Below are 18,658 nucleotides of genomic sequence, written 5' to 3' on the forward strand. Positions count from 1 at the left end.
TCTTCCACGACCGCATCTCCTCTACCTCAAGACCCGCCCCCTTCAAGGTAGTCAATGCGGCAGAAGCGGTCAGCGGGGTTGCCATGGAAGGTTCCTCATTCTCCCCCGCGCCGTGCGCATAAGACTACGGCGCCGCCCTGTTCCCAAATTAAGGAAATTAATCCCCATAACCCCACCTAGGCCGCTACGATGCTCTGTTGAGCGTCCTGCTTGTTTAGCAGTCAAGCGCTGTCCGCGCTTACTTGGTCATCAAGCAACCGGTGTGACCACAGGATCGACGGAGGGCATGTGAAGAACTGGATGAAGAGGTACTGGACGAAAGCACTCCTCTTGCTGTTTTCCAGCTTCCTTGGTGCCGCCGTATTTGCCACATCGGTAAAGGCGGGAGAAGACGACTATGACAATAAAGAACTTATGTTGCAACTCGGCAGTGTCGCCGCCTTTGTTGTCGTCCTTGTCACAGCCGCCGACGCGGCACTCAACGAGCGAGAGAAAGAGAAAGCTCGCCAACAAGTAGCTCGCGCCGCGCGCACGCTGGGCGTCACCTACAACAACACCCTCCTTCCTCTATCAACGGCTCTGGGGGAATTGGCGCAACAATATTCTGCTGCCTTCTCCAGCTCGGGAGCGCCAATACCCCCAGCGCTGGCAATGACTCAAGCTGCCCAATGGACGACGGTACGAACAGCTGTTCTGACTGGTGCAGCAGTGCTTACGGCTGACCCAGATTCTAGCTCTGGCCTTCCCAGGGCTCGCTGCTCGTATTACCGGCTTAAAGACCCGACCAAGCACGAGTTTGAACTGGAGGACTGGGCCGGCGCGTCGCCGGGCCCTCGGACGGATATTGACGGAGCTGCAGGATCCCATCTACTGCACGACATTCTGGAAACGAAAACTCCTTTTCATGTGGGTGCGGCCACCGGGTTGGTAAGTCGAATCGACCCGTTCAGCCCCAAATACAAGTCCGTTATCGCCGTAGCGGTCGCCGCTGGCAGTCGAGAATTTGGCGTACTCATCGTTGATGCCCCCCAGGCCACTGATCTCATTGTGGAACACGTCGTACTGATGCAGTCAGTGGCCGGGCTGCTCGCCGCAACCCTCGCCCTCGCGAAGTGAAGGGATCGCTTAAATGGCTGGTCGCCCCCCAGGCCCGACCCCTCCGGATCCAATCCCGCCAGACCCGGCTCCTCCGGACCCAGTTCCTCCGCCCCGAATGTCTCGCTGGCGACGCCTACGCATTATGGCAGTTGCCATTATTTCGCTTGTGCCGGAATTGCTTCGACAAGTGCGGCGAGCCCGGCAACCACACCCCCCGCCCCGCCCTCGCCATAACCGAGAAATCGTCCTGGCGTTGGAGACTGCGCACCGATACGAGCGGATGGGGCGTGAAGATTTTGAAGCACGCGTAGCGGAGGAAAGCGGAACGTATGGTTGGGAAAACCTGTGCATTTCGGTGATAGCGTTGGGAGGGGTGAGCTCGGCCATCCTGGTGCGCCGCGCTGGGTATATTTCGTACAGTTTCTATCTGTTCGGAATTTCGGTGCTCTGTGTTCTTTGGGTAGCGGTTCGATGGAATATTCGCAGGCGCCGAAACCGCAATCCCTGATAATGCCTTTTGTTGTCCCATCTGTGCGACCGCTGCGGCCACCACAATCTCCACGATCATAGGAGCAATCCGGGCGGTAATTGCTGGGCAGCGCAGAGCGCGAGCTTCGGTGCGCTCCTTCTCTTTCGCTTCGCGGATCTCCTCCAGGTCCTGCTCGACCGCGCGGGGCCGGATCTCGTCTGCGCGCCGGTCGGCGGCGTACGGTCCTTGGTGGCTATCTCCGCCAACCGGGCCGTGAACTCGCGGCAGGATTCGAACCTGCGCACACGGCTCCGGAGGTCACTTGGTAGTCGGGCAACACGGCAGCTCACGGCCCTGCATCTGGCAGACCAGGCGGGACAAGTCGAGGCTGATCCAGGATGCGGGCGGGAAAGGAGCCGCGCGAGACCAGCGGCAACTGCCCGTTCGGTCCGGAGATCTTGAGCTGCCTGCCCTGGTGAGCCGCGACCTTGACGGTCGAGGAGCCGGCGGAGGTGAGCGGGATTAGCTGAGCCAGCTCGTCCCGCGCGATCCCGGTGACCACCTCGTTGCCGCAGACAGAACGGCGACTGCCCTCCCTCTCCGGTCAACAGTGCGTTGATGAATCAATCCTGCCGATGCGCCGGAACGATCTCCCGGACCAGCCGCCACATCCCGCTCGACGGATTCGTCTTGGGCTCCTCGCCCTTCTTCGCGAGCTTCCTCGCCCGCTCGACGGCGTCCCGCCACCCCGCGCGGTAGCGGCGGAAGTCGAACTCGCGGGCCGCCTTGCTGTAACCGGGGTGGTGGGCGATCAGGTGGCGCTCGGCCTGCGGGTATCCGGCGATCTCCGCGAAGTGGTCGCGGTGGTGGAGCAGGAGCCACAGTTCGAAGCAGGGATTGGAGAGGGCCACCTCGACGCCTTCGTCGGCGGCCAGCCGCAGGGCCTCGTCCAGGTGGGCGAACTCGTCGACGTCCAGGACGCACCACGCCTGGTGGTAGTGGTCACCGGCCCGGTCGCGTTCGCCCACGGTGTGCCGCACCACCGACACCGGGTCCTGGTCACAGATCTTGATCTTCACGTCGACGGCGCGGTTGTCCACGGACGCCAACAGGCCGCGTAAGTAAGCCGGTTCCGTGTTCTTCGCGCCGCAGACCACCAGGACCGGCGGCAGTGGGTCCCGGTGTGCGGGCCTGCGCCGGAGTGTGGACTCACGCCTCGGGGTCTTCCGCCCGTCCGGTTTCGGCTGTCTCGCCACCCGCTCCCCCTCGCCCGGCAATCGCCAACGCGAAACTATCGTCGATCACCGGCACCGCGCCGTAACTTCCGCTCAGATAGCGCCGCTCCCGGTTCTCCTCCGAGCGTGGCCGGAAATCGGACAGCGGGTAGAGCGAGGTCTCCCCGAACTCGTTCTTCGACGCGAACCAGATCTGGTCACGCTTGAGGATGTCCTCACCCGCCTTCCGGCCGAGCAGGCTCGCGTCATGGCTGGTGAAAAGAAGCTGAGCCCCGTGCGGATTGCGTTCCGGGTCCTGGAAGAGACCGACGAGGAAGGCGCTCAGCCGGGGGTGCAGACTGCTGTCGAGCTCGTCGACGACGAAGGTACCGCCGCTGCGCGTCACGCGTTCCAGGGCGAGAGCGTATTCCACGATCACTCTTGTGCCGAGGGACTCGGCGGAGAGAGGCAGCTCGAATGACCCGCTCCTGCCCGTGTGCTGTAGCCAGAGCTCGTGATGCCTTACGGAACGAGGTCTGGGCGGTGCGTCGTAGATCGGCTCGCCTGTCTTGATGTCCAGGGAGAGTTGCCAGGATCCCGCATCCGCCAGGACACCCTTGTCCACCACTTCGATCCGGAAGTCCTCGATGCCGAGGTCGGCAGCGCGCAGCAGATCCCGGAGATGCGGAACCTGTCTGCCGATGTTCAACCGCTGGGCCAGATGCCTGGCAAGCCAGTGCGGGTCACGAAAGGCCGTACCAGTCGCGGGGCCGCCAAATACCAAGTCGCGGCGGAACCATTGATACACGGGTTCGACCGCTGTGAGGGCTGCTTTGGCGCGCGCAGCCATGGAAATGAAGAGCGCGTTCGGCGCCGTCACCTCCGCCACGGTGTGCAGTGCCTTGGCGTCGCGTTGCGAGCTGCCGACGCGGAACGCCTCGCCGTCCCGTTCGAACACCACCCGTTTGCGGCCCTCGGGGTAGGCGTACAGCCACTCGCTGCGGACGCTCTCGTCATCGACCTCGAAGCCGTAGGCGTAACGGACTCCGAGCACGTTGAGATCGGCGACGTACCAGGAACACTCCGAGGGCGCCACGGTGTCGAGCAAGAAGGGCTGCCTGCGCATGCCCTCGCCGTCCTCCGCCATGAGTGGAGACCGCCTGACCATGTTCGCCATGTACCGCAGCGCGTCCACCACGTTCGACTTGCCCGCCGCGTTGGACCCGAAGATGCCCGCCACCGGCACCGCCTGCCAGGACGTCCCCGGAGGCCGGTCGCCGTCATACACCGGATGGAGCTGCCATTCCAGCTCGTCCCTGATCGACCTGTGGTTTGACACCCGGAAGTTGAGAAGCATGCGCACCCCCTTCCGAAAGCATCCTGCCAGGCTAGTCTCACCCGATTCTGTGCAAGTGAATCGCCGGTAAAGACACTTGGCAAGCTGAATCGGGCAATCAGGAGGGTGAACCGGCCGGCTGCAGGCTCTTCAGGAAGAGTCCGTCCAGCACCTCCCACTCGCTGGCCCGGTCCACCACCTCCACCGTGCGGCCGTCCAGCGTGGGCGTGGCCCGCGCGTCCTCGGCCGGCAGCAGCAGCCACAGGCCGTGCGGGGTGTCCGCGGGCCGCCGCGCCGACTGCTGCAGAGCCGCCAGCAGTTCCCTGCCGCCCGCCTCCCAGTACCGGGCGATCAGCCCGGCCTCGTGGACCAGCAGGACGGTGCGCGGCCCGGACCGCTCCGCGAGGTCCAGCACCCGCTGGCGGACCCGCTCGGCCGCCAGCCGCGTGTACGAGGCGAGCGCCGCGCCCAGCGTGCCGGTCGCCGCGTACTTGGCGTCCGCCTTCAGCAGCGCCTGCCAGCGCACCGACTGCTCCTCGGCCAGTTCCTTCAAGGCGTCCAGGAACAGCCCGCCCAGCGACACGGCGGTGACCTCGTACCGCTCCGCCAACGCCGGCGCGACCCCTGGCAGCTCCGCCCCCCTCAACGTGAGCGCCAGGAACCCACCCCGCCGCCGCGCGTCCGCCAGCCGGGCGGACAGCACCTCGCGCGGGTCCCGGCCCTCCGCGATGCTGCCCTGCGCGGCGGCGTACAGCGAGCCGGTGCTGGTCAGCACCGAGGAAGACAACGCCGGCTGGCTGGCCGTGCCGTCCTTCGGCCGCTGCGGGACGAAACGCCGCCGCTCCTGATCGTGGACCAGCGGGAACCCGGCCTCGGTCAGCGCCTCGCCCAGCTCGACGTATGTCGTCTCGTCCAGCACGGCCAGGCCCGGGAACCTCGCCCGGACCCGGGACAGCAGGTCCGCGGTGGTGATCCCGGTCTCCGGGCGGACCCCCGCCGGCGCCTGCGAGATGCGCAGGGCACGCGCCAGCGACAGACCGAGCGGGAACAGCTCCAGCCGCGGGGACACCGCGACGTCCTGCGCCATCGAGGCGGCCAGCTCCACCAGCCGGGTGTCGGCGAGCGGAGGCATGCCGTCCGGGGCGGGCACCGCGCGCAGCTCCCGCAGCACCGTCGTCCGGCCGGGCAACGGATCACGCCCGGCCAGTTCGGCCGCCCGCAGGCCCAACTCGGCCGCGTAGTCGGCGAGTTCCGCAGGCGTCGGCTCGTCGGCGCCCGGCTGGTCCTCCAGCGCGACGACGACCCGGCCGACCCGGCGCTGCACGGCAAGGCGGGGCGGCGGCTCCCCTTCCGTGCCGGGCTGCGCTTCGTCGGGACGTTTGCGGATCTCCGTCTCGACGGCCGCCCGCACCACCGCCAGCGCCTTGGCCTGGGCCTCGGCCGGATCCTCGGTTCCGGCGCCGTGCCGGGCCCGCAACTCCGACGCCAGTTCCTCGGCCGTCGAGACCCGGTCCCGGTCGGTCAGGATCGCCACCAGTTCGTCGCGGACCTTGCCCAGCCATGGCAGTCCTGCCCACTGCTCGACCGCGACCTGCACGTTCTGTGACACGGTCGGCTGGCTGATGCCCAGCGTCTGCGCTATCGCACTCTGCGCCGGCCACGGCTCCAGCGCCTCGCCGGTCTCCAGCGCACCCGGGAGCTGAAGCGTCGCACGGACGACGTCGGAGCGGGGCCGCGTACGGCGCTTGCCCTCCGGCGGCGTCAGACGCGCCGCCAAGGTGTCGACGGACTCCAGCACCTCCTCCGGAGCGTCCGGAGCGAGCGTCAGCGGCCTCTGCACGGTCGCGCGCCGGCGCAGCGCCTGCGTCCACTGCCGGTGGCGGCGGTTCAGCTCCTTGCGGATCGCGTTGCCGGCGCCGCGTGCCCGCGCGATGTGGTGCGGCGGAATATTGAGCAACTGCTCGACCGTGTGGGCCTTGAGGCTCTCGGCCACCGCTACGGCCCGCGGGGAAAGGCCCGCGGCTGCGAGCGGAGTCTCCAGGCCCGCGGCCTCGGCGGCCTGCTCCCGTGCTTCCTCCAGATCCTCCGCGCTCATGCCGACCGTCGCGGGAGTGGTGGCCGGGCGCGCCGCGTCCGCGGTGCGGAAGACCTGCCGCCACGCCTCCTGCAACTGCCGCAGGCTGTCGTAGCGTTGCTCCACGTCCCGGTGCAGGGCCCGTTCGAAGAAGCCCTTCAGGCCCTCGCTGAGAGCGGAGGGGAACAGCTCGGCCGACACGTGCAGCTCCGCGTCGGGCACCATGCGCGGATCGCCCTGGCCGTCGCCCCACACCGGCCGCTCCCCGGACGCCATCTCGTGCAGGGTGACGGCGGCGGCGTACCACTCGGCGTGGTCGTCGTACCGCGAGCGGCCGGCGCTGCCGAGGAACGGATCCAGATACGCCCGCGTGCCCGCGTGCAGGTCCTGGTCCGGGGCGTCGGCCAGGGAGAAGTCGAACAGCATGAGCTGCCAGGAGCCGTCGCTGCGCTTGAACAGGCCCAGGTTGTCGGGCTTGACGTCCCGGTGCCGCACCCCGCGCGCCGCCAGCGTGTCCAGGGCGTCGAACAGGTCGTTGCCGAAGCGCTCCAACTGGTCGTAGCCGAGCGGGCCCTGGTCGCGCAGCCGCGAGCCCAGACTGACCGGCTCACGGTCGTCGGCCGCGCGGTAGCCACCCGCGTACTCGATCTCCAGGATGGTGTGGCCCGCGAGTTCGCGCGGCTCGGCGAGCAGCTTCACGATGCGCCCGCCGCCCACCTCCTTCAGCGCCTTCGCCTCCGCCAGGAGCCGGGCGTCCTTTTCCTGGTCCAGCGCGACCTTGAAGACACGCAGGGAGTCGTCGCCACCGTCGTCGGCGGTGCGGCGGACCAGCAGGGCGCGGGCCGTCGCACCGGTGCCGAGCACGCGGATCACCGTCCAGGCGCCGTCCAGGGGCTGCCCCGGCTGCACCGTGAGGGGATCGGCCTCCGGCCGGCCGGACGGCTGCGGAGCCGCCGCGTCCGTCTCCGCGGCGGCCAGCAGGTCCAGGAACTCGTCGACCGACGCCGGACGGTCCCGCACGTCGGCGGCCGTGGCCCGGAACACCAGGGCGTCCAGGGCGGCCGACACGGAGTCCGAGACGGCATAAGGGTGCAGCCCTTTGTCGCCCTGCAGCCGCTCCAGGAGGGAACTGCGGCGATCGGCGGGCGGTCGGCCGGTGAGCAGCAGGTAGGTGAGCGCACCCAGACCGAACACGTCCAGGTCGACGGGATCGGCGAACTCCTGGTCGGTCTCCGGCGCCAGGTACACCTGCGCCGTGTCCGCGATGAGACCCGTGTCCAGGGGCGTGTCACCCAGCGAATGGAGAGTGGTCTCGAAGTCACGGGCCGCGGTCTGCCAGTCGGCGATGCGCAGTACCGGGTCACTGCCGTCCTCGCGGGCCGTGACGTAGACCGACCGCGCCGACAGTGCCCGGTGGTAGAGGGACCGGTTGTGCGCGTAGCGCACGGCCTCGGCGAGCTGACGGACCAGATCGAGGCGGACCAGCGGGGTGAGCAGGCCGCCGTACGCGTCGAGGTAGGCGTCCAGTCGCAGGTCGGATTCCCGGTGGCGGAACAGGATGGCCGGTCCGCCCTGGTGCTCGCGGATCTGCACCGCCTGCACGATGCCGCGATGGTTGATGCCCTGCAGCACCTGGTACTCGCGGCGGGCCGCACGGTCCAGCTTCGCCCGTTGTTCGTCCGACGCGGCGGCACCGGCCAGGTATATACGGACACGGCCGCTCTCCTGAACCAGACCGTCGTCCCGCACGGCCAGCCGGTCCTCCCAGCCGGGACCAGCGTCCAGGGCCCGGGGGGCGAGCTTCCAGTCGTCGCCGAAACGCAGGTGGGCCGTCGAGTGGCTGATGCCCATCCGCTGCATGAGCTGTTCCAGGCGCTGGCTGATCACCGGTGTGATCCGCCAGCTCTCCCGCTCCGGCGGACGGCCCAGCAGGTCGTCCCAGACCTTCGGCAGACCGCTCGCCCCGTCGTTGCGGCCGTAGACGGAGGTGCGCTGGAACTCGTCCAGTTCGCTCACCAGCGCCGGGTCGTGAAGGAAGACGGCGGGCTTGATGAAGGGGACCTGCCGCGGATCCATGCCGAGCGCGCGGGCCGCCCGTTCGAGCTGACCCTTCAGCTCCTTGGCCTTCAGGTCGGTCAGGTGCAGCGGATTGCGGAGGGTGCGTACCCGGTCGCCGTGGAACTGCCAGGTGTCACCGTGATTGACGACGCGGCCGGGATGCCCCTTCAGTTCCAGCAGGTACAGCCCACCGGGAACGGCGATCAGGACGTCGCACTCGTTGATGCGCCCGGAAGCCCCCGTGAACTGGAAGGTCGCCCACGCACGATACGGCTCTGTCTTCGGCATCAGCGCCCGGAGGTGATCCAGGCCCTCCTGCTCCCACCGGAAGCCCGATCGCCGTGGTTGGAACCAGCGCTCTCGCGGAGCAGGAGCCGTCGGCTTGGGGACAGCGTGCACCGAGCACCTCCGGACGGAAACGGCACTGAACAGCAAGGGGGCCCCGGCCAGAGACACACGGGGCCGACTCCATTGGGACAGACCGAGAATCCTAGTCGGCGCCTCCGACAATCCGACCATGCCGGCCGTGGACGGAGGCCTGCGGCACCCGACCGGAGCGGGCACAGGATGTCGGGTGCGGCAGGGTCGGTCCTTCCTAACGTCGGTGATCGAAAGGGAAGGAGGCCGGAGTTGCTGGATCGGCTGAACCAGGCGATGGAGTACGTCGAGGATCACCTCGACGGGCCCATAGAGGCGTCCGTGTTGGCCCGGATCACGGTCACGTCCGAGTACCACTTCAGGCGGCTGTTCTCGTCGTTGGCGGGGATGCCGCTGTCGGAGTACGTCCGACGCCGGCGGCTCACCGTCGCGGGGGCGGAGGTGCTGGCCGGGGAACCGACCTTGCTGGAGATCGCCGTCCGCTACGGCTACAGCTCGGGGGAGGCATTCGCCCGGGCGTTCCGCGCCGTGCACGGCGTCGGTCCGGGCGAGGCCAGGCGTACCGGCGCGGCCCTGAACTCGCAGCCCCGGCTGTCCTTCCGCCTCACCGTCGAAGGGAACAGCACCATGCGATACCGCATCGTGGAGAAGGAAGCATTCCGGGTCGTCGGCAAGAAGGCCCGGGTCCCGTTGATCTACCACGGCGCCAACCCGCACATCGCCGAGCACATCCGGAGCATCCCGCCGGAGACGATGCAGCGGATCGCCGGTCTCTCGGACCAGGACCCGGAAGGCGTGGTATCGGCGACCGTGCGCCTGTCGGACGGCTTCGAGGAGGGCAGCGAACTCGACTACTACCACGCCGTGGTGACGACGGCAGCCGAGCTGCCCGAGGACCTCGACGTGCTGGACTGCCCCGCTGGCACCTGGGCCGTGTTCGAGAACACCGGGCCGTTCCCGCAGGCGCTGCAGCAGATGTGGGGTGACGTCGCCGCCCAGTGGATGCCGTCCAACCCGTACGAGTACCGTCCGGGACCGGAGATCCTGCGCGCCCGCCCGACTCGGCACGACCCGGAGCAGTCCGACGCGCAGCTGTGGATCCCGGTGACCCGCACCACGGTCAAGCCGACGATCAGCTGATCGGAAAGAAACGGCCTGGTCGGCGCCGAAACCGACCGACCGCCTCTGTCGGCCCGGGACCGGATGACGCCCCCGCTCCGGCTGCAGCAATGCACCGGGCGGGGGCGTCCCCCTTCGCGGGCTACTCCCCGAGTACCCCCAACTGCTCCAGCAGTCCCGCACGGTCGTAACTCCACCAGCTCTCGCGGATCCGTCCGTCCCGGAACCGGTGCCACGTCGTGCCGGTCATGGCGACCTGCTGACCGGTGGCCGTGATCCCCAGGAACTCGCCCTGGTGGGTGCCGTGCCAGGACCAGCGCGTGCACACCCGGTCGCCCTGCGCGATCTGGTCCTCGACCGTGAAGGAGAACTCGAAGGCCCGGCGCCACCCGGCGTACTCCTCGCGCGCCGCCCCCAGCCCGGTCTCCCGCGGGTTCGCGGGATCGTGGCCGGCGTAGTCGTCCGTGAACCGCCCGAACAACGTCTCCGCGTCGGCCCGCCCGGCCTCGGCGAAGAACCGCCGCGCCGTCGCGAGGTCGAGTTGCTCGTCCCGGACGACGTCCAGGCCGGTGAACGTCGGCACGTCCTCGCAGAGGGCGACCATCTCCCGGAAGATCCGGCCGGTCTCCGGGAGCCCCGAGCTCCGCATCGCCTCCTCGTACGACGGGAACTCCACGATCTCGACGAAGTGCGACGCGTCCGACCGGTCCTTGCCGATCAGCGCGTGCGTCGCGGTCCGCTCGCCCCCGGTCTTCTCGACCCAGGCGTCCATCAGCCGGTTCATCTCGTCGAACCGGCTGGTCCGGCAGTCGATGAGCTGTACGAAGGTCATGGTGCCGCCTCCGGCCCCCTGGGTCCGGCCCGGTCGGACAGCACCATTCTTCCCACCGGTCGCCGTGGTCGCTACCGGACGGTCGCTACTGGGGGCCGTACCCGCGCCCGGTCACTGGGGGCCGTACTTCCGACCGGTCTTGGAGGAGATTCCGCCCAGCAGCGCCCGGGGCGTCACCTTCACCAGGCCCATCAGTGCCTTGTAACGCGGATCGGGGATCGACAGCGACTTCCCGTGCGCCAGGTCCGCCAGCGCCGCCGCGACGAGTTTGTCCGCGTCCAGCCACATCCAGTTCGGGATGTTGTCCGTGCCCATCCCGGCCCGCTGGTGGAACTCCGTGCGCACGAACCCGGGGCACAGCGCCATCAGCCGTACGCCGCTGCCCGCCAGGTCCTTCGCCGCACCCTGCGTGAACTGCACGACCCACGCCTTCGACGCCCCGTACGTCCCGCGCGGCACGAAGGCGGCCACCGAGGCGACGTTGACCACGCCGCCGCGCCCCCGCTCCCGCATCGCCTCCGCCGCCGCCGACGTCAGCCGCAGCACCGCCTCGCAGTGCACCTTCAGCATCCTCAGCTCGTCCGCCATCGACACGTCGAGATAGCGGCCCTTGTTGCCGAAGCCGGCGTTGTTGACCAGCAGGTCGACGGGGTTCTTGCGGTCGGACAGCCGGGCGGCCACCGCCTCGATGCCGTCGTCCGTGGCGAGGTCCGCGGTCAGGACCTCCGCCTCGATGCCGTGCCGGTCGTGCAGTTCGGTCGCCTGCTCGCGCAGCCGCTCGGTGTCGCGCGCCACGAGCACCAGGTCGTGCCCGTCGGCCGCCAGCCGACGTGCGAACGCGGCGCCGATGCCCGCGGTCGCTCCAGTGATCAGAGCCGTTGTCATGGCCCAAGCGTAGTTACCCGGACCGCGCGAGTCCGCTGTCTGCACAGGTCCCGGCGGTGGTGAAGCACCCGCGAAGAGGGCGATCACTGATGGCTCGTCAGGTCTGCTGCCGCGCGGTGTACGCCCGCGCCGCCTCCACCGACTCCGGGTGCAGCGCGTCCGCGGCCGCCAACAGCCTTGGCAGCAGAGCCCGTTCCGTCGTCACCGCGCGGAACTGCAGGGCCACCGTCACGTCGTGTCCGGGCCGGTGCGCGATCTCGACCGGGTCGCCGGCGCGGATCTCGCCGGGCTGTATCACCCGCAGATACGCCCCCGGCGCACCCTTGAGTGTGAACCGCTTCACCCACCCCTTCTCACCCAAATGGCCCTGAAAGGTGCGGCACGGTATCCGCCCGCAGGTCACCTCCAGCACCACCTCCGGTCCGACCTGCCAGCGCTCGCCGATCAGCGCGCCGGACACGTCGAGCCCCAGCGTGGTGAGGTTCTCGCCGAACGCGCCGTTCGCCAGCGGCCGCCCCAGCTCGCGCTCCCAGTCGTCGAGGTCCTCGCGCGCCACCGCGTACACCGCCTGGTGGTCGCCGCCGTGGTGGCGCGTGTCGCACACCGCGTCCCCGGCGAGCCCGCTCGCCCCCACGCCCTTGGGTCCCGGCGCGGCCACCCGCACCGGCCCCTCCGCGGGCCGCTTGTCGATGCCGGTCAGCCCCTGCGGCTGGTCGGTGTAGGGCACGGGCCGCGCCCGGCCGACGTTGACGGACAGAAGCTCCATGACCGCACGGTAGGCGAAGCGGGGCCAAAGCGGCGACGCATTATTCGGCGCCCGGCCAAAGGACCGCTTATCCTCGGCGGTGTGCTCGAGGCTCGTCATCTGCGTGTACTGCGCGCCGTCGCCACCACCGGCTCCTTCTCCGCCGCGGGGCGCGCGCTGGGCTGCACCCAGCCCGCCGTCAGCCAGCAGATCAAGGCCCTGGAGGCGTCGGTCGGCACCCCGCTGCTCGTCCGCAGCGGGCGCGAGATGCGGCTGACCGAGGCCGGAGAGGCGCTCGTCCGGCACGCGGGCGGCATCCTCGCCGGGCTCACCGCCGCCGAGGAGGAGGTCGCCGCGATCGCCGGGCTGCGCGCCGGGCGCGTGCGGCTGGTGTCCTTCCCCAGCGGCAGCTCCACCCTCGTCCCGACGGCGCTCGCCGCCCTGCGCGCCGCGCATCCCGGCACCCGGGTCTTCCTGGAGGAGGCCGAGCCGCCGAAGTCGGTCGAACTGCTGCGCCAGGGCGACTGCGACATCGCGCTCGCCTTCCGGTACGAGGGTGCGCCGGGCGCGGAGGAGTGGGACGACCTCGTCGTACGGCCGCTGCTGACCGACCGGCTCGTCGGCCTGGTGCCGGAGCGGCACCGGCTCGCGGGCGCGGAGTCCGTCGGCATCGGCGAGCTCGCCGCGGAGCCGTGGATCGCCGGCTGTCCGCGCTGCCGCGGGCAGCTGGTCGAGGTGTGCGAGAGCGCAGGATTCACCCCGCGCATCGACTTCGCCACCGACGACTATCCGGCGGTCGTCGGCCTGGTCGGCGCCGGCCTCGGCGTGGCCGTGCTGCCGCAGCTCGCGCTGGAGGCCGTACGGCCCCGGCACGCGCGCGTGCTGACGCTGGAGCCGGCGGTGCGGCGGGAGATCGTCGCGCTGACGCTGCCGGACCTGGCACAGGTGCCGGCGGTGGCGGCCACGCTGGACCAGCTCGCGCACGCGGCCGTCCGGTAGCCGGGGTCCGGTGGGCGGGGTCCGGTGGGCGGGTTCCGGTGGCCGGGTTCCGGTGGCCGGGGCGAGCCACCGGGGGACAAAAGGATGGGCACGCGTACGCGTACCCATCGTGCCTTCCTTGCAGAAACGTTCCTTCAGTTGTTCGAGACGCTGTCCCCGCCGGTCGCCGACGCCGATACCAGCCGGTTGCGCGCCCTTCCCATGAGTTCTTCGCGCTCGTCCTCGGTCAGGCCGCCCCACACGCCGTACGGCTCGCGCACGGCAAGCGCGTGCGCCGCGCACTGCGCGCGGACCGGGCACCTCATACAGACCTCCTTGGCCGAGTTCTCACGAGCGCTCCGGGCCGCACCGCGCTCACCCTCAGGGTGAAAGAAGAGCGAGCTGTCCACTCCGCGGCAGGCGGCCAGGAGCTGCCAGTCCCACAGGTCCGCGTTCGGTCCGGGAAGGCGGGAGAAATCTGCCATTACATGACCCCTTGTAGCCGTTCTGAGCGGATACGGTGGCGATGACCGCACAACTACGATCTAAGGAGATGAAAATATGACTCATTGCGAATCTAGTCGCAGACACCTGGAGATGGGAAGAAAAGGGTCCGAATGGGGCATGGTGCGCGGCGAAACGTGGTGAGTCCCTCGCGCATGTCTCCAACGTGTCCGGCCCCTCACGTAGAGTGCCGAAGATGGCACACGGCCCCGTAACTCTTTCGAGTGACCGTCGTTGAGAAGGCGGAGGCGGTTGGCACCGCAAGTGCTCGGGCAGGCGTCCGAGCCGGTCGACCGCACAGGTGACGATTCGTACCAGCCTGGAGGCTCAAGGTGACGTGCATCAGCTGCGGAGGGCGGCCATGACATCCGTCCTCGTCTGCGACGACTCCCCGCTCGCCCGAGAGGCGCTCCGCCGCGCGGTCGCGACCGTGCCCGGCGTCGAGCGCGTGACGACCGCGGCCAACGGCGAGGAAGTCCTCCGCCGCTGGGGCGCCGACCGCTCGGACCTGATCCTGATGGACGTGCGCATGCCCGGACTGGGCGGCGTCGAGACCGTGCGCCGGCTGCTGTCCGCCGACCCCGGCGCGCGCATCATCATGCTCACCGTGGCCGAGGACCTGGACGGCGTGGCCCTCGCGGTCGCCGCCGGCGCCCGGGGCTACCTGCACAAGGACGCCTCGCGTGCGGAGCTGCGCGCGACCGTCACGCAGGCCCTCGCCGACCCGACCTGGCGTCTGGCCCCCCGCCGCCTGCGCTCCGCCGAGATGGGCGCCGCGCCCACGCTCACCGCGCGTGAGATCCAGGTGCTGGAAGGCATGAGCCACGGCCGGTCCAACGCGGAGATCGGCCGAGAGCTGTTCCTCTCCGAGGACACCGTCAAGACGCACGCGCGCCGGCTGTTCAAGAAGCTCGGCGCCTCGGACCGGGCACACGCCGTGGCGCTCGGCTTCCGGTGGGGTCTGGTCCGCTAGGACACCCCGTGCACAGCAGTCCGTCAGGACAGGCCGTGCACAGCAGTCCGTCAGGACACCCCGTGCACAGCAGCGGGGGCACGGACACCCCCGCCTGCCGCCGGGTGGGCGATGCGGGGCGACTCGAGGGAGTCCGGACGCGCGGCACGCGTCCGCACCTCCTCGAATCCGCTGCGCGGAGGGGGGCTGCCGGGTGCCCGCTGCTCGTTTCGGCGCGGATGCCGCATCCTTGAGATGTGGAGTCTTCCGGGGACGAGTCGGTCGAGCGGAAGGGGAGGGCGCAGGGGATGAGTGCCGGCGCACCTGCTCATAACGCTTCGGTGCACAACATCGGGCGCGGTGCCGCGGACCGCGCGGCCGCAAGGCACCATGGACCGATGCGCGAGGACGAGGCGGCGGGCGCCGCGGGGGCGATCGGTGCGCTCGTCCACCGTGCCGTCGACGGGGACGAGCAGGCCACGCACGACCTGCTCGCCCATGTCCACCCCCTCGCCCTGCGCTACTGCCGCACCCGGCTGTCCCGCCTGCCCGGCGACGCGCGCCACTTCGTCGAGGACCTGGCGCAGGAGGTCTGCGTCGCCGTCCTCCTCGCCCTGCCGCGCTACAAGGACACCGGGCGCCCCTTCGAGGCGTTCGTCTTCGCCATCGCCGCCCACAAGGTCGCCGACCTGCAGCGCGCGGCCATGCGGCACCCCGGTTCGACGGCCGTCCCGTCCGACGAGATGCCGGAGCGCCCGGACGACTCGCTGGGCCCCGAGGAGCGCGCGCTGCTCAGCAGCGACGCCGAGTGGGCCAAGAAACTGCTGGCCAACCTGCCCGAGAACCAGCGGGAACTGCTGCTGCTGCGCATCGCGGTGGGCCTCACGGCCGAGGAGACCGGCCAGATGTTGGGAATGTCACCCGGAGCCGTGCGCGTCGCGCAGCACCGGGCGCTGAGCCGGCTGCGCGCCCTCGCCGAGCAGTAGGCGCCTCTCAGTTGAACAGGCGGTGCGCCACTTCCGTAGGAAAAGACGAGCCGCTCCCGTAGGAACATACGAACATACGAAGCCCATGCGGGCCTCAAACCGTGGAATGGGACAGCCGAGCTTCCCGTTAGCATGGACATCCGCACCGAGCAAGGCCATTTGGGGAAGGTGTCATGACTGCCAACGTCGACGGAGTGCCCGGAAAATTCGCGACACTCGGGCTGACCTACGACGACGTGCTGCTGCTGCCGGGCGCGTCGGACATGGCACCCGACGAGATCGACACCGCCTCGTACGTCTCCAAGAACGTGCGGGTGAACATCCCGCTCCTGTCCGCCGCCATGGACAAGGTCACCGAGTCGCGCATGGCGATCGCGATGGCCCGCCAGGGCGGTGTCGGCGTTCTGCACCGCAACCTCTCCATCGAGGACCAGGCCAACCAGGTCGACCTGGTGAAGCGCTCGGAGTCCGGCATGGTGGCCGACCCGATCACGGTGCACCCGGACGCCACCCTCGCCGAGGCCGACGCGCTGTGCGCCAAGTTCCGCATCAGCGGCGTACCGGTCACCGACGGCAACAAGAAGCTGCTCGGCATCGTCACCAACCGCGACATGGCCTTCGAGACCGACCGTTCGCGCCAGGTCCGCGAGGTCATGACGCCGATGCCGCTGGTCACCGGCAAGGTCGGCATCTCCGGCGTCGAGGCCGTGGAGCTGCTGCGCAAGCACAAGATCGAGAAGCTGCCGCTGGTCGACGACGAGGGCGTCCTCAAGGGCCTGATCACGGTCAAGGACTTCGTCAAGGCGGAGAAGTACCCGAACGCCGCCAAGGACGCCGAGGGCCGTCTGCTGGTCGGCGCGGCGGTCGGTGTGGCCGGCGACGCCTTCGAGCGCGCCCAGGCGCTGATCGAGGCGGGCGTCGACTTCATCGTCGTCGACACCGCGCACGGTCACTCCCGGCTGGTCGGCGACATGATCGCCAAGATCAAGTCGAACTCCTCCGTCGACGTCATCGGCGGCAACGTCGCCACCCGCGACGGCGCCCAGGCGCTCGTCGACGCGGGCGCCGACGCCATCAAGGTCGGCGTCGGACCCGGCTCCATCTGCACGACCCGCGTCGTCGCCGGCATCGGCGTCCCGCAGGTCACCGCCATCTACGAGGCCGCGCAGGCCGCGAAGGACGCCGGCGTGCCGGTCATCGGCGACGGCGGCCTGCAGTACTCCGGCGACATCGCGAAGGCCCTGGTCGCGGGCGCCGACACGGTGATGCTGGGCTCGCTCCTGGCCGGCTGCGAGGAGTCGCCGGGCGAGCTGCTGTTCATCAACGGCAAGCAGTTCAAGTCGTACCGCGGCATGGGCTCGCTGGGCGCCATGCAGTCCCGCGGCGACCGCAAGTCGTTCTCCAAGGACCGCTACTTCCAGGAGGGCGTCGCCTCCGACGAGCAGCTGATCCCCGAGGGCATCGAGGGCCAGGTGCCCTACCGCGGCCCGCTCTCCTCGGTCGTCCACCAGCTGGTCGGCGGCCTGCGCCAGTCGATGTTCTACGTCGGCGGCCGGACCGTCCCCGAGCTGCAGGCCAGGGGCAAGTTCGTGCGGATCACGTCGGCGGGGCTGAAGGAGAGCCACCCGCACGACATCCAGATGACGGTCGAGGCGCCGAACTACAGCAGGGCGTGACGCACTGGGCACGCATGCGTGAGGCACTCCGAGGGCGGTCCCGGGACATCCGGGGCCGCCCTTGTCGTGCCCGTCGGCGATACTGGAAGGGCTGCAACGCATCAGGGAAAGGCCACAGACGTGACTGAGATCGAGATCGGGCGCGGCAAGCGCGGCCGCCGGGCGTACGCCTTCGACGACATCGCCGTCGTCCCCAGCCGCCGTACGCGGGACCCGAAGGAGGTCTCGATCGCCTGGCAGATCGACGCCTACCGCTTCGAGCTGCCCTTCCTGGCCGCCCCCATGGACTCGGTCGTCTCCCCGGCCACCGCGATCCGCATCGGCGAGCTCGGCGGTCTCGGTGTGCTCAACCTCGAGGGCCTGTGGACGCGGTACGAGGACCCGCAGCCGCTGCTCGACGAGATCGCCGGGCTGGACGCCGACGTGGCGACCCGCCGCCTCCAGGAGATCTACGCCGCCCCCATCAAGGAGGAGCTGATCGGCGCGCGGATCAAGGAGGTGCGCGACTCGGGCGTGGTCACCGCGGCCGCGCTCTCCCCGCAGCGCACCGCGCAGTTCTCCAAGGCGGTCGTCGACGCGGGCGTGGACATCTTCGTCATCCGCGGCACCACGGTCTCGGCGGAGCACGTCTCCAGCGCGGCCGAGCCGCTGAACCTGAAGCAGTTCATCTACGAACTCGACGTGCCGGTGATCGTCGGCGGCTGCGCCACGTACACGGCGGCCCTGCACCTGATGCGCTCGGGCGCCGCGGGTGTGCTGGTCGGCTTCGGCGGCGGAGCCGCGCACACCACGCGCAACGTGCTGGGCATCCAGGTCCCGATGGCGACGGCGGTGGCGGACGTGGCCGCCGCCCGCCGCGACTACATGGACGAGTCCGGCGGGCGGTACGTGCACGTGATCGCGGACGGCGGCGTCGGCTGGTCCGGCGACCTGCCCAAGGCCATCGCCTGCGGCGCCGACGCGGTGATGATGGGCTCCCCGCTGGCCCGCGCGACGGACGCGCCCGGCAAGGGCCACCACTGGGGCATGGAGGCGGTCAACGAGGAGCTGCCGCGCGGCAAGAAGGTCGACCTGGGCACGGTCGGCACCATCGAGGAGGTCCTGACGGGCCCGTCGCACACCCCCGACGGCTCCATGAACTTCTTCGGCGCGCTGCGCCGGGCCATGGCCACGACCGGCTACAGCGAGCTGAAGGAATTCCAGCGCGTCGAGGTGACGGTGGCGGACTCCCAGCACAGGCGGTAGCACGCACGGCGGGGGGGGGGGGGGGGGGGGGGGGGGGGGGGGGGGGGGGTTGGTGGGGGGGGGGGGGGGGGGGGGGGGGGGGGGGGGGGGGGGGGTGGGGGGGGGGGGG

Annotated in this window: 14 protein-coding genes; 7 read left to right on the forward strand and 7 right to left on the reverse strand. The window is 69.9% G+C overall.

Going from position 1 to position 18,658, the window contains the following annotated elements:
• Nucleotides 1–288 precede the first annotated feature (288 nt).
• Nucleotides 289–1,116, forward strand: coding sequence for a hypothetical protein (locus ACZ5GT_RS34535; protein ID WP_469034345.1), 828 nt, complete (start codon nucleotides 289–291; stop codon nucleotides 1,114–1,116).
• 1,074 nt (nucleotides 1,117–2,190) lie between these two features.
• Here ACZ5GT_RS34535 and ACZ5GT_RS34540 read toward each other — a convergent pair.
• The 3 genes from ACZ5GT_RS34540 to pglW form a co-directional block, all read right to left on the reverse strand.
• Nucleotides 2,191–2,823, reverse strand: coding sequence for an RloB family protein (locus tag ACZ5GT_RS34540; protein WP_469034347.1), 633 nt, complete (start codon nucleotides 2,821–2,823; stop codon nucleotides 2,191–2,193).
• Nucleotides 2,777–4,138, reverse strand: coding sequence for an AAA family ATPase (locus tag ACZ5GT_RS34545; RefSeq protein ID WP_469034351.1), 1,362 nt, complete (start codon nucleotides 4,136–4,138; stop codon nucleotides 2,777–2,779). Before ACZ5GT_RS34545 ends, ACZ5GT_RS34540 begins: the two co-directional genes overlap by 47 nt.
• Before the next feature lie 97 nt (nucleotides 4,139–4,235).
• On the reverse strand, nucleotides 4,236–8,648 hold the full coding sequence (pglW, locus tag ACZ5GT_RS34550) for a BREX system serine/threonine kinase PglW (RefSeq protein ID WP_469034354.1): 4,413 nt from the start codon (nucleotides 8,646–8,648) through the stop codon (nucleotides 4,236–4,238).
• A gap of 231 nt (nucleotides 8,649–8,879) precedes the next feature.
• Here pglW and ACZ5GT_RS34555 point away from each other — a divergent pair, with 231 nt between their 5' ends.
• Nucleotides 8,880–9,767 carry an AraC family transcriptional regulator gene (locus tag ACZ5GT_RS34555; protein WP_469034355.1) on the forward strand — a complete coding sequence of 296 codons (888 nt, stop codon included), beginning with the start codon at nucleotides 8,880–8,882 and terminating at the stop codon, nucleotides 9,765–9,767.
• Nucleotides 9,768–9,888: 121 nt separating this feature from the next.
• Here the strand turns inward: ACZ5GT_RS34555 and ACZ5GT_RS34560 are convergent, their stop codons facing one another.
• The 3 genes from ACZ5GT_RS34560 to ACZ5GT_RS34570 form a co-directional block, all read right to left on the reverse strand.
• Entirely contained in the window at nucleotides 9,889–10,578 is a 690-nt protein-coding gene (locus ACZ5GT_RS34560; RefSeq protein ID WP_469034357.1) for an ester cyclase, read from the reverse strand.
• 111 nt (nucleotides 10,579–10,689) lie between these two features.
• On the reverse strand, nucleotides 10,690–11,463 hold the full coding sequence (locus ACZ5GT_RS34565) for an SDR family NAD(P)-dependent oxidoreductase (RefSeq protein WP_360749067.1): 774 nt from the start codon (nucleotides 11,461–11,463) through the stop codon (nucleotides 10,690–10,692).
• Between the two features lie 97 nt (nucleotides 11,464–11,560).
• Nucleotides 11,561–12,229, reverse strand: a complete 669-nt coding sequence (locus tag ACZ5GT_RS34570) for an MOSC domain-containing protein (protein WP_469034360.1) — start codon at nucleotides 12,227–12,229, stop codon at nucleotides 11,561–11,563.
• 81 nt (nucleotides 12,230–12,310) lie between these two features.
• Between ACZ5GT_RS34570 and ACZ5GT_RS34575 the strand changes: the two genes are divergently transcribed.
• Nucleotides 12,311–13,207: a LysR family transcriptional regulator gene (locus ACZ5GT_RS34575; protein WP_351893961.1), complete on the forward strand. Its 897-nt coding sequence runs from the start codon at nucleotides 12,311–12,313 to the stop codon at nucleotides 13,205–13,207.
• Between the two features lie 134 nt (nucleotides 13,208–13,341).
• Here the strand turns inward: ACZ5GT_RS34575 and ACZ5GT_RS34580 are convergent, their stop codons facing one another.
• Entirely contained in the window at nucleotides 13,342–13,671 is a 330-nt protein-coding gene (locus ACZ5GT_RS34580; protein ID WP_351893959.1) for a WhiB family transcriptional regulator, read from the reverse strand.
• Nucleotides 13,672–14,051: 380 nt separating this feature from the next.
• Between ACZ5GT_RS34580 and ACZ5GT_RS34585 the strand changes: the two genes are divergently transcribed.
• From ACZ5GT_RS34585 to ACZ5GT_RS34600, 4 genes are all read left to right on the forward strand, one after another.
• A complete protein-coding gene (locus ACZ5GT_RS34585) occupies nucleotides 14,052–14,663 on the forward strand; it encodes a response regulator transcription factor (RefSeq protein ID WP_003948568.1) in 612 nt (203 codons plus the stop codon).
• 377 nt (nucleotides 14,664–15,040) lie between these two features.
• Nucleotides 15,041–15,628: a sigma-70 family RNA polymerase sigma factor gene (locus ACZ5GT_RS34590; RefSeq protein WP_108013267.1), complete on the forward strand. Its 588-nt coding sequence runs from the start codon at nucleotides 15,041–15,043 to the stop codon at nucleotides 15,626–15,628.
• A gap of 173 nt (nucleotides 15,629–15,801) precedes the next feature.
• A complete protein-coding gene (gene guaB / locus ACZ5GT_RS34595; protein ID WP_469034362.1) occupies nucleotides 15,802–17,304 on the forward strand; it encodes an IMP dehydrogenase in 1,503 nt (500 codons plus the stop codon).
• A 120-nt stretch (nucleotides 17,305–17,424) separates the two neighbouring features.
• Nucleotides 17,425–18,549: a GuaB3 family IMP dehydrogenase-related protein gene (locus ACZ5GT_RS34600; protein ID WP_469034364.1), complete on the forward strand. Its 1,125-nt coding sequence runs from the start codon at nucleotides 17,425–17,427 to the stop codon at nucleotides 18,547–18,549.
• Nucleotides 18,550–18,658 lie beyond the last annotated feature (109 nt).

Source organism: Streptomyces sp. NPDC031340 (assembly GCF_055569945.1).